Raw genomic sequence first — 13,328 nt, forward strand, 5'->3', positions numbered from 1 at the left:
ATGAGCAGCAGAGACGGTTTGAGTAGAGACGAGAGGATGAGAAGGATAACTTCGGTCAACCCTTTTGCTGTTATTGACAACAGCAAAGATTCTTTGTTGAACCAAACCTTAGAAATAGCCCGTTTTATCAGATACTACGATCCTCAAAATGTACATGCCGGCTATTTTGATGAATTGCTGAATGAAATAAAGATGCTGGCAGAATCGGATAGCAAGCCATACTTCGATGGTAGCATGGAACCGTCACAAGCTTTGCTTTATACTTTTCTCGAACAGCTTCATGGAACGACTGAGCTATTCAATGAAAGGTGGAGCAATCTTGCCCGATGGTATCTGAATGATTTTTTAGGCGTTTTGCCTTTATCTACAACGCCGGATAATGTATGGCTCTCCTTTCTTAAGGACAGTTCTACATCCGTGATTCTGAAAAAAGGTACGGGGTTTAGTTTCAAAAGCAATGATAAGAACTTGTTTACTTATCGGCTAACAGAAGATTTGGAAGTACACGATATCGAACTTGTTAATGCCTATTCATTATTCTTCGAGAGGAATAAGAATATTTTGCCTGCGGCACATCTCGGTTTCATAACCTCACTAAAGATTAAAGACTTGTTGAATGATAAGTCGTCGCGTGAAATGATGTTCGGAGATGATAAAAATCCCGTGTATGCTAAAGCGTTAGGCTTAATAATATCAAGCTCTTCATTATTGCTTAGAGAAGGTAAAAGGTATGTGACCATAACATTCAGTCCTGAGGATGAGAAATGGTTAGAACAACAGGAAAAGATACTAAAGAATCTACAACCTAATCTCGGAGACTGGACAGAAGAAAAAATATTATTTGAGTTATTCAATAATGTCTTTTATGTGACTATCAGCACCGCCGATCGTTGGTTAGAGATAGCAAATTATACAGTGAAGAAAGATGGCAAAAATATAGTATTTAAATTTATTCTGTCGGAAGATTTTCCTGCAACAAAAGGGTGTGAACAGGGCATTCATCACTTTCAATCAAAATATCCCGCGCTAAGGATATATCCAAATTTCGACGCATGGCTTTACCCTTATTCATGGCTCGAGAATTTTTTATTAGACAAGATTATAATAGATACTTCGGTAGAGGGTGCGAGCAATGTTTTGGTTTATAATGAACTAGGACGTGTGGATAACTCCAAGCCTTTTATACCGTTTGGGGTGAATACCGAGCGGGGGGCATGGTTTGTTATAGGGAATTATGAAATGAGTCTGAAAGATGTACAGGCTGTAGATTTACATATAAACTGGCTGCAACTGCCCGAAGATGAGAGAGGGTTGTATGGTTATTACAGAGCTTATGATGATGAGATTGACAATCGTTCTTTCAGATTGAAGGCTGATTATCTTGCCGATTATAAGTGGTATGAAATTCCGGCAACAAGACCATTTTATCTTTTTTCGAGTGTAAAAAGGGATGTGGTTGGTGATCCTTTACCCGATGTTAAGTTATCACTAGAGAATGTGTTGTCCGGGATCGACGTTCAACGAATGCCCATGTCTGTTTATGAAGAAGAAACATATGATTATGATATAAAATCACGGTCGGGTTTTATTCGTTTCGTAATGGATGAGCCTTCAATTGGTTTTGGCGAAAAGCGTTACAGGCACTTGTTTACAGAGCAGATGATAAAAAACGCTCTTCGTAAAAAAAAGGAAGAAACGATAAATCCGCCACTAAATCCATTGATAGAAAAAATAAAACTGGATTATCGTTCTCGGGATGTTATCGATCTCAAGAAGCATAATGCTACCAATAATACTGATGTTTTTCAGCTCTATCCTCTAGGATATATATCTGCATTATCGGATGGCAAGTACCGTTCTGTCCCTTTTGTTTATAATCTGGATACCGATGCGAGTGTATTGCTATCTTTCCGGAATGTAAAGGGAGGAGAGGTTGTCACCATCTTTCTTGACTTCTTGCCTGTCAGTAAAGAATGCACAAGGGAAAATATCCCTCAGATTGTATGGTATTGGGGTAACGGATATAATTGGTACGAAGTTTCTCCCAATACGATATTATCAGACCAGACACAAAATATGTTTACTACCGGACATATAAAGATACGGATGCCGGTTGATGTGGATGACTTTTTGCTTGATAGTAATGACCTTTTGTGGCTAAGAGCGGGTGTAAGAAAATACGAAGAAAATATATCAGAGCTTAGAACGATTCATATTAATGTAGTCAAACTGGAGTTAGATACCAGTCTTGAGGATAAATCAGAAGTAAATGACTACGAGAATGAGGGATATGAATTGGTTCCCGAGGCAAAACTACCGGGAATAAAATCCTTTCAGCAAATCTCTCCCTTTTATAGTGGCAGAGATAAAGAGAATGAAACGGATATGCAGATCCGTATATCGGAATACGTTACCCATCGGGGAAAGGCCGTTACCGCAAGAGATTATGAGCGAATTGTATTACAGGCCTTTCCTGATATAGTGAAAGTCAAATGTCTACCCAACTTTGACTGCAAACATAACCGTAAAGGGGTGGTTACATTAGTTGTCATCCCAAAACTCGAAAAATCCGACAACAGAATATACAAGCCGTTAACTTCATCATATTTTATGCTCGAAATAGAAGAATATATATTAAATCATGTTTCCTCATATGTAAAAGATATTGATGTTGTAAACCCTGTCTATGAGGAACTGATGGTGAGATGCGACATCTCATTTTATGAAGATTACTCGTTGGCTATTTGTCAGACACGGCTGAATGAGATTTTAAACCTTATGATAGCACCGTGGCAGGCGAATAAGGAATTACCAGTGTTCGGATATTCTATCAATATGAAGAAAATGTATGACGATATCAAAGTGCAGGACTTTGTGAAAGATATAAACAGATTGTCAATTTTAAGAATAGTAAACGAAAATGATTCTTATAGTTTATATGAATATGGTAAAGGTAATGATATGGTTGTACCTCAGTTCCCTCATGTAATATTCATTCCTGCGGAGAATCATATAATAGGATCGGGCATGTTACCCGAGTTTGGCATAAACGATATGTCCATAGACAAAACATTTATAATCGGAGTATAAAACAATATATGGCCAGAAGAAACAGACAGACTCTCAAGAAGAGTTTCAGTAACGGACAAAAACCTACAGAAAAGGATTTTGAAAATCTGATAGACTCTACCCTGAATATTCTTGATGACGGATTTTCCAAAAGTCCGGAGTCAGGGATCGAGCTGGCTCCTTTAGTCGGGGAGAAGAGGGTTATCATGTCTGTATTCCGCGAGTCAGGCGATCCTAAGCCTGAGTGGGAATTTTCTGTTGGGATATCGGGTGAGTTGAAAATATGTCGTTATGGAGAAGATTCATCTGTACCTCTTATCATACTCAATACAAACGGGAGTGTAGAGATCGGTCATAAGGAAGATATACACCTGAATGGAATGATTAATATTCCCGGACGGAAGGGTACTTTTGCTCAGGGACATGTTCCTGCTGATGGCAAGTGGCACGACATCACAGAAGATATAGAAGGCGTATGTGCTTTGGAAGTCGTTGCTGCCAGTGGGAGGAGGCATACCGGTAAGCATGCCATACTTGTGGCAATGGCGACCCATTGTTTTGGAAATAAGCCGAAAATTAAAAAGATCAGATCTCATTATGGCATATTCGGTAATAAACTTAATCTGAGATGGGTGAGGAACGAACTGAAAAGTAAATTACAGGTGAAAAGTATATTCTATTATGGGGACGACATTCAGATTTATTATCAGATAAGTAATCTTTGGGATAATCCTTTAATGGAAAACATATAAGTGATGTTTATAGAAAGACGGGATAAGAATACTAATTATTACAAGGTGTTGCAAAGTCGGACATTGGATTTGCTTCAGCACCTGAGTGGTAATGTCTGGACTGATTTCAATGTCCATGATCCCGGTGTTACTATTGCCGACATATTCAATTATGGATTGTATGAGTTGCATTATATGTTTCAATTCCCTTTCGAAACTTATCTGAGTATAGAAGAGAGGAAAGAATTGGCATATCACAGAAAAGGATTTTTTTCCTCCGGATATATTTTTAGCCATAGTATTGTAACAGTTTCAGATTATGAAAGGCTCATAACCGATAGTATAACAGAAGTAGAAGCATGTAGAATTTCTCTGAATGATGATATGTTTTACCATATAGAGGTACAATTGACAGTAGATGCCGATAAGGAGCAAGTCAGTAATAGTATAGAGAGGTTATACCATAGCAACAGAAATTTATGTGAAAATTTGGGTGAAATATTAATTGTTAGCCATATTGGAAGCCCCGAAGCTGATAAATTTGAGAATCATCCTCAAACGTTAGGACTAAGACGACCAGACTCTCATCATCCGAAAATGCCCCAAAACTATTATTCTATTCAGAATCATTTTCCTGAATGTTATGGTATCAGTGAGAGGGGTTTTCCCAGTGGAGTAACAGAGGAGTATAAGGCAAAGGTGTCACAGCTGAAAGCTTACCTGTTGATATTCGATTATCTGTTAGCCGATACAGAAAATCAGGCGAAGAATATCGGTGTATTACTCGATTTGTCAAAGAAAATTCCCGATAAAGAGACTTTGTCAATCAATATAAGGAATGTAGAAGAGCTTGTGGATAAGAAACGTATGGAAGCGAGTAATATACATTCCGATGTATTCTGGCATATTCAGAAATCACGTTTTCTGGATGCTCTTGATTCGATCTACGGAGAAGATACAAGGAAGATTTACAACGACATGGATTTGCCATGTCAAAATGAGAAACGTGCCGATATTATATCTGCTTTTCCCGAACTGAACAAGAACCGCTTCCGGTCATTCAATATATTTGATGGGTCTGATAAGATTACTGGTATAAGACAGACCATTGCGGCAATGTTAGGATATGATGCAAAGGAGGAAATCCCCTTATCCAACTTCTTTGCACATTATCGCCTAAGGTTGCTTGAAGACAGCATATTCTTTACAAAGTATAAATACAAACTAAGTGTAGATATTGTTGAAGAAACTTCTGTAGACGAAATAGAAAAGGTTCAGGAACGAGATATGCTATACAAAGAAGAGGACTATAAAGAACTGTCTATGCGGATAAGTATCTTGTGGCATAATCTTCTTTATGAAGCATTTCTGGTATATGGCTCCAATATAGATAATTACAGATTAGTACATCAGCGAGAAAAAGGCTATCTGTTGATTTTTAAGGTTCCAAAAAAGAATGACTGGTTTGTTATCAGCCCCTTTTATGAAAAAGAGGCCCTTATAAAAACAGCAAATCTTTTTTGTCAGTTTATAAGACATTTGAATGTAAAAAGCCAAACTTTCTACCTGATTGAACATATTCTGTTAAATGATGACATAAAGGGAACTCCTGATTATAACAAGTTGACTATTGTGATCCCTCGTTGGGCGAAAGCCATTTACAGTAAGGCGAAGTACGAAGAACTGTTGAGAAACCGTCTTCCTGCACATATTCAGGTTGAGTTCGGGTGGTTTGCAGTCGGTAAGATGTACAGGTTCGAAGAAGTGTATTATAAATGGCGAAAAGCTATATCCGATAAAAACCAATCGGATATAGTGAGGTTTTCCAAAGTTATAAAGAGTATTCTCGATAAAAAGTAAAATATGAATACCATTGGTACAATAGCATTTGATTTCAGAATGGAGAATGAAGAATTCGCCCGTTCCCTATATGCCAGATGGGATAGTTTTTTTGCTATCAATTTTGAGCAGATTGCCGATAGGTTGCTAATGAAATATGATATGGATGCTACCATAGTTCATATAAATAAACTTGATATAGACTTAGGATGTATAGCGGAAGATGAATTTGAAGAATACTTTCCCCGCATATTGGAAGAAAGGTTAGAGGAAACTTTGATTCAAATGCTGCATGATCCACACCATACGAAAATTTCATCTCTGGCGGAAAAGGATTATCTGTTCGAAATATTGTGTAAGTTTCTGCTTCATGGTTCATTACCGTGGAATGTGGAAAATGAATACAGAGATATAAATCATCTGTTTCTGACCGTATTGCAAAATGAGAGTAAGCGACTGAAAGCCTTTTTGCAGACATATGGACATTATACGAGCTTGCAGGAGCGTTTGGTTTACCAATTGAATGATCCCGGGCTGGAACACGGAGTGAGGTTGTTGGCTCCAGGTGATAGTGTATTTATATGTTCCTATATAAATCTGCTCAAAATCAAATATCGGACATTGGATAATTCTGTCTTGCGTGAATCCGACCACAGAAATGCGACATGGTTAGTTGTTTATGCTTATCTACTTACAAACCGCAGCTCCTATTTCAATAAGAAAAGTTTTATAGTTGCCACAATAGAGCAATTAGCTGCTCGCTTTATCCTGTCGTATGATTATCTTCTTACAGTCGTCGTATCTGAATTGGATATGTGGGCGACAAAGCAATCTATGCCTTCGGGATTGTTTCTGATTTTAGATCAGTTGAGGAAAGAACTTTCAGAAAAGAATTTGGAAAAGTCGCTGATGGATGCCGGCAAACTATATCGGTTGTTATCACTGGAGTTAAGCAATAATAAGAATATCTTGACAGAAGATACCCTGAATATGTTGTTGACGACATTAGCCAATCCGGAGACCTGCCGTCGGTTTTTGCAACAGATGAGAGAAGATCAGATTCTCGGTTTAGTTCCGGTAGTCATACCTGATAACAGTCGATTTGTTATAGAGTATGCGCAATCCTTAGACAGACAACATGAACATGGGGCACTGCAAGGGAGAGCCGGAAGTGAATTTCGTTTGTTGAAATGGCAGATAATCTTCCCTGTATTATTTGAGAACAGGGGAGTTTCGTTTAACCAAAAGTATTTTGTGCGGGGGGTATTAACCCGTGTTGCAGCTCATTACAATATTGAAGTATCAGATATATTAAAATATATATGTTCACATCTTAGCGAATTGGTTTTCAGTACTAACCTCAACACGATTTTTCAAAACCTATTGGCTGAACATCTCATTGGAGAAAATAATAATGAAGTATCTTCTTCTATGGATTCGGTTGTTCGGTCGATAAATGATATTATAAGAAACAGAGTATTAACCAGTGTTATGGCTGTGGCAAATCTGATGTCTCAATTATCAGACTCTAGTAACCGTCGGAAAGTTGTAGAAATATTGTCAGAAGAAGAGCACCATTATCTAGTCTCTCTGATCATTCCTTCCGAAAGTCATTTTATTATACTATATACAATAATATTGGACAGACAGCGGAATAATAATGTGTTGGAAGGTAAGGCGGGTAGCGGATTCAGTAAAATAAAATGGAAATTTATTTATGATGTGCTGATTGCCTCCCGTAATCAGGTTTTTAACAAAAAGTACTTTGTTGACAGGACATTGAATAAGATTGCGGCACATTATAATGTCACTATACGAGATCTGCTAGATTATTTCTATAAGGAGAAAGTGTTGGAAAATATTTCTCTCCCTTTCGATTTAGTCAGGGTTTTTAAAGAGTTGGCGATTGATTATAAGTTAAATGGTTCAGACAATAGAAAAAAGGAGATAAAAGAGAAAGAGAAGAGGAATGCTGAATTTCTGGAAGGCAGAAAGATACTAGAATTATATTTTGGTAGCGACATTTCATATAAAGAAGAGTTGAATGAATTGGCTAAGCAATATGATTTTGTCTTATTCATTCGCAGAGCTTTGCATAGTATTCAAATCTTGCAGCATTATCTGGAATCGGAATTAAATATTTCTGTTGATAGGAGAGACATAATCAGCTATCTAACCGATATATCTAAAAAAAAGGCATCATTGAGTTTAAAAGATATTGTTGCTTATGTTATCAATATTATAATCTGCAAATTGGCTAACAGCCAGCAAGTCTTGCTTATACAAAAAATAGAAAGTTTGGCGAAATCAGATGATTTATTAGCCGGACAATCCGAACTCATTAATTATAAAAATGACATTATGGAAAAGAATGATTTAATCGACGTTAATAATGCGGGTATAGTTATACTGTATCCATACTTGCCCCGTCTTTTTTCAATGCTGTCGCTTACAGAGCAGGGTAATTTTAAAGATAAAAATACCCGTATAAAGGCCATATTCCTCCTGCACTATGCTGTTTGGGAAAGAGAAGAGGCCAGTGAACTAGAACTCGCAATGAATAAGTTATTTGTGGGAATGGAAATCAGTGACCCAGTACCTCAGAAGGTTGAACTGACCGCTCAGGAAAAAGAAACTGTGACATCGATGCTGAACGGAGTATTACAAAATTGGCGGAAACTGCAACATTCATCTATCATGGCATTACGCGAAACCTTTTTAAGGAGAAATGGACGACTGGAAGAAAAAGATGATGTGTTCCATCTTACCGTGGAGGAAAAAGCATACGATATACTTATGGACAGTATACCGTGGAATTTCAGAATGGTTAAAATGCCTTGGATGAAGAAGCCTGTTATAGTAAAATGGAGATAGGTAATGAATGGGGAAAACGATAATATTAAAATCCGATTGACATGAAAACATATTCCAGACAACCAGAAACAAAATCCGATATTGCACAGCCGAAAGCCTCACAACAGGCTTCGGCACATGACGTCTTGCAAGCCTATAAAGGTAAGATCGTGCAACGGCAGGAGATAGATGAAGATGAACTTCTGCAAGGAAAGTTCGGTGATGCCATACAACGAGAAGAGTTTGGCGAAGACGAACTGCTGCAAGGTAAATTCGATACTGCTCAACGTGAAGGAATAGACGAAGACGAGTTGTTGCAGGGAAAGTTTGATGCCTCCTCTACCGTACAGAAGGAGGAGGCTACTCAATCCTCAACTGAAAACAGGACAGGTATGCCCGACAATTTGAAGTCAGGTATCGAATCCCTTTCGGGCTTCAGTATGGATGATGTGCGAGTACATTACAATTCCTCAAAGCCTGCGCAATTGCAAGCTCTCGCCTATGCACAGGGTACGGACATTCACGTAGCACCCGGACAGGAACAACACTTGCCCCATGAGGCATGGCATGTAGTGCAGCAAAAGCAAGGACGTGTAGAGCCTACTATGCAATTGCAAGGGGTGAATGTGAATGATAATGAGGGACTGGAGAAGGAGGCAGATGTGATGGGGGGAAAGGCTGGAGAAAGGAGTGTAGTAGATTCCCAGAGTCATGTATTAAAGAAAGTAACCTCTCATATTGTACAATGTATATCAGAAGAAGAGATAAGAGGGCGTGCATATTATTTGTGGGAAAAAAGGAAAAGAATTAATCCAGATTATAATAATCCTCAAAAAGATTATTATGATGCTAAATATGAACTAGAAACAAAAGATAAATTTAAAGAACTAGTAGACGGAAAAGATTATTTAAAAGCTATCGAGTTATTAAACAACACATATTTTAATGGAGACAAAGATTATAAATTGGAGGTAGAAAATCATATCAAACGAAGTAGGCATGCTGCAACTAGTGGAAAAGGTAATAACGTAAAGATTAAATTTAATATTCCCTATATAGAGCAAATGGCTGATGGTTCACATGAGAAGTTTACTAAAATTATAGGGACTCTTAGGCATGAGCGAGAACATTTTAAACAAAGACAAGATGAAGATTATACTACAAATACGACAAAAGAAGAAAGAGAATTTTTAGCTTATTCCGAGGAGTTATTATTTTCTACTGAATTGCCGGAATTGCATGGAGAGTTACGAAAGAAAACATATAAGAAAGCGAAAAATCAATATGAAAAATTAACTCCAGATTTACAAGCAAAATATACTCTTCGAAAAAATGAAATAGATAGCCTACCTCATTAATTATAGTACAACTTTTTTAATGTAAGTTTTAGTTTGTCAGTAATTTATAAAGAAAAGTATAATGGGCGTAAATTACAGATCTACATAAGAATTAGCGATAATAACAAAAACAAATATGTAAGAAAATGTTTATATATTTCTCCTACCTCCTCCATACCACCCTTTCCCACTTTCTAGGGCAGGAGAGCAACTATACCCATATTCAAGATATACCATTACCGGAAAGCGATTGGTTATCTTCCCTTATCGGTGAGCAGGAGATGTCATTCGATGAGCAAGTAGTGTTATTACTGGCTTTGATGCCGCATACCAGTCCGCAAACGCTTGACCCGCTTTTCTTACAAAATAAAAAGCTGGATCGTCCATATACCGAATTCGGCGGATGGAGAGGCACATCGCATCAGGGATTTTTACCTACAGGCGAAACCGCAGCCTTTATCCTTTCGGTGGATAATACTGATAAACGACAGGATGTTATCAGACTGTTCGAAAGAGATCATTGGTTTCATACAAAGAGCATTCTTCATCTTGAAGGACAAGGCAGAGGTGAACCATTCCTAAGCGGGCGTTTGATAGTATCCGATGAGTTTCTGGCAAAGGTATTACATGACAACAAGTATTGTCCTGATTATAGTTCCGATTTTCCTGCAAAACGGGTAACAACAACATTGGAACGGGGCGATTTGGTCTTGCCTTATAATTTGCAGGAGGATTTGAACGATATATCACTTTGGCTACAAAACGAACAGAAAATCCGTTCACTTTGGCAACTCGATAAGATAATTAAGCAAGGTTATCGCTGTCTATTTTATGGCCCTCCGGGTACAGGAAAGACTCTGACAGCATCGCTCTTAGGTAAACAACATGGTATGGAGGTGTACCGTATCGACTTATCGCAGGTCGTATCTAAATATATAGGCGAAACCGAAAAGAACCTTGCCAATATATTCGACAGGGCGGAACATCAAAACTGGATACTATTCTTCGATGAGGCCGATGCCCTTTTCGGTAAGCGAACCGATACCAATACGTCGAACGATCGTCATGCCAATCAGGAAGTTGCCTATCTGTTGCAGCGGGTAGAGGATTTTCCGGGAATGGTAATACTTGCCACCAATCTGAAAGAAAATATAGATGAGGCCTTCTTCCGACGGTTTCAATCCGTACTGTATTTTCCTATGCCTGACGAAAGATTGCGCTATCAGCTTTGGAAACAAATGATACCTGTTGAATGGCTTAGTGATGATGAGTTGTTGCATGTAGCTGCCGAATATAAATTGTCGGGAGGAAGTATGGTGAATGTAATACAAAATTGTGCCATAAGATTATATAGCATGTTATCGCCACTTTTGACAAAAGAAATTCTGGAACAGGCTATTGCTAAAGAAGAGTCGAAAGACGGTAAAATGATTAACAAATGAGTGAAACTATCAACTGAAATCAAATGTGTAGGAATATTATACTTTTTTCGATAACATTCTTCTTTGTTGTGCAAATACAGTTATTAGCACAGGATTCCTCATATGTAGCTTATGAAGATGATCTCTATAAATTAGAAGTTATTATTCAACACGATACTGTTATCGTTCAGGATACTTTATTCATTTCACACTTAAATGATATTACGCACATCTTCGGTATGTCGTTCGAAGAATATTCTAAACGTTTACTTGAATCGGTGGAACAAAAGGATTCAACCGGCAGATTATCGCTCGAAAGAATTTACCTCAATTATCTTCTCCCGATGTATTACCCAAGCTATATAAAACATAGATATATAGCACGTAATTATTCTGTTGAGATGACAGATAATTATTTGAAAATGGATATAGAGAATTTGTCTAAGCCTTTATTTCCTTTACAAGATTCATTGGAAATGGATGTTATGCTGATGTGCAGAGGGGATGTGAATACCGATAATTTTCTCAAATCACCATATTATAGTTCTTCATGTCTTGAGCAACTGTTTTTGTCCATAAATGAAACAAGATTAACTAACATAAAAGGAGTAACTCTTTATTTCCCCGATTTTTCATTTAAGGAGAAAAGGGCAATGGCTCAATTTATTAAATCGGCAAGCCTCATTATAGATAGTTGTAATGTAAAGTCTATTCGCAACCTTAAGTTATATGCCACATTTGATAAAGATAACGGTAAAGATAATTATACTTATTTATTGGGACTGACTCAAATGGTAGATACTGTATTACTTGTAAATACCAAATCCGTAAATTGGACAAGAGATTCTGTGTTGACTATTAGTAAGATAAATGCAGAAAACGCGTCATGGTGGTCTAAAGTTGAAAACCAGTTTTATTTAGCCCGGTTTAAACTAAAATCGTTTCCTCAAATTAATAAAGATGAAGAGTTAACATCAGAAAATCTTCGTAAGCTTATAAATGCGGATTATCCTCATAATGATTGGGAAAACTATTTTTTTGCGCTCATTGCTATTCTCTTAGTCGTCATTATTGTTTTCATCCTATATCGATTTAATATACGTTTCTCTTATTTTCTGAATAATAACATGACATATTTCTTTTCATTGATAATTATGTTGATTTTAGAAATTTATCTGTTATTTGTATGTATGGTCGAGGCTATGTCGAATGAGAATGTATTTACATTTGGAGGGGACGACAAGAATACATTCCTGCTGCTACCCTTTTTATTTATTTTTATAGTCCCAATGCTAAATATCTTAAGCAAGAGACGGGAGAAACCATAGAGTGATCGCATATTTTTTTTATTGTAAATTAAAAAGGAGAATTACTTAGTATAAAAATAACCGAATGCTGCCGAATCAATTGACAAAGCTACTAGGCTCATTTGATATGTAGGAACCTGATTTTAACGATAAACTTGTATTTTGTTCTGTAAGCTAGATATTTATGATTGACTGCTTGGGGATTTGTCCAAATAAAAGAATTTTAGTCTTATAAATTATATCGATTTCTTTTGTTTTTTAATAAATGAAAAAGTAGTTCTTCCAGTAACTATTCATATATTTGGAGTTCACCATTTATAAAAAAATCAATATGATTTATGCAATAATTTTAATCGTGTTAGGGCTTATAGCTATTATATTCAACAAAAGGCCAATAACTAAAAAGGCAGCCATTGCTAAAGCGTGGTTAGCTCCATTGTTTATCATCTGGGGAACTGTAGGAATTGTAATTCTGAGTACCATACGATATAGTGTAATTTATGAGAATGCCACCTATTGGTATTTCCTTATTTTAGGTAGTTCGATAGAAATACTTATAGCCATGTTCTTTATTTACAGGTATATTAAACTGAAAAAGAATCCTCTACCAGACGATAGATTGTTTTTACTTCAAAGTATCTTAGGTATTGCTGCAATTCTAGTTGGAGTCGCAACTATTCTAGTTAAATAATTATATAGCTAAGTGTTGATTAAAACCAATGCAGCAATGAAAAAATGTCATATTTGATAAGAAAAATTGACAGTGTTTTT

7 protein-coding genes and 1 pseudogene are annotated in these 13,328 nt (G+C 36.9%); all 8 read left to right on the top strand.

Annotation, left to right across the window (positions count from 1 at the left end):
• Entirely contained in the window at positions 1 to 3,090 is a 3,090-nt protein-coding gene (locus G7Y57_RS05610) for a baseplate J/gp47 family protein (RefSeq protein WP_165021227.1), read from the top strand.
• A gap of 8 nt (positions 3,091 to 3,098) precedes the next feature.
• A complete protein-coding gene (locus tag G7Y57_RS05615; protein ID WP_165021228.1) occupies positions 3,099 to 3,821 on the top strand; it encodes a hypothetical protein in 723 nt (240 codons plus the stop codon).
• A gap of 3 nt (positions 3,822 to 3,824) precedes the next feature.
• Positions 3,825 to 5,660, top strand: coding sequence for a hypothetical protein (locus G7Y57_RS05620; RefSeq protein ID WP_165021229.1), 1,836 nt, complete (start codon positions 3,825 to 3,827; stop codon positions 5,658 to 5,660).
• Positions 5,661 to 5,663: 3 nt separating this feature from the next.
• Positions 5,664 to 8,513: a contractile injection system tape measure protein gene (locus G7Y57_RS05625; RefSeq protein WP_165021230.1), complete on the top strand. Its 2,850-nt coding sequence runs from the start codon at positions 5,664 to 5,666 to the stop codon at positions 8,511 to 8,513.
• Positions 8,514 to 8,554: 41 nt separating this feature from the next.
• Positions 8,555 to 9,172: pseudogene (locus tag G7Y57_RS18175) on the top strand (DUF4157 domain-containing protein); the annotation flags it as partial.
• An 803-nt stretch (positions 9,173 to 9,975) separates the two neighbouring features.
• A complete protein-coding gene (locus G7Y57_RS05635; RefSeq protein WP_165021232.1) occupies positions 9,976 to 11,271 on the top strand; it encodes an AAA family ATPase in 1,296 nt (431 codons plus the stop codon).
• A gap of 23 nt (positions 11,272 to 11,294) precedes the next feature.
• Positions 11,295 to 12,578 carry a hypothetical protein gene (locus G7Y57_RS05640; protein WP_165021233.1) on the top strand — a complete coding sequence of 428 codons (1,284 nt, stop codon included), beginning with the start codon at positions 11,295 to 11,297 and terminating at the stop codon, positions 12,576 to 12,578.
• Positions 12,579 to 12,888: 310 nt separating this feature from the next.
• Entirely contained in the window at positions 12,889 to 13,248 is a 360-nt protein-coding gene (locus tag G7Y57_RS05645) for a hypothetical protein (protein WP_165021234.1), read from the top strand.
• Positions 13,249 to 13,328 lie beyond the last annotated feature (80 nt).

Origin of the sequence: Dysgonomonas sp. ZJ279, from assembly GCF_011039205.1 — a bacterium.
Lineage (GTDB): Bacteria > Bacteroidota > Bacteroidia > Bacteroidales > Dysgonomonadaceae > Dysgonomonas.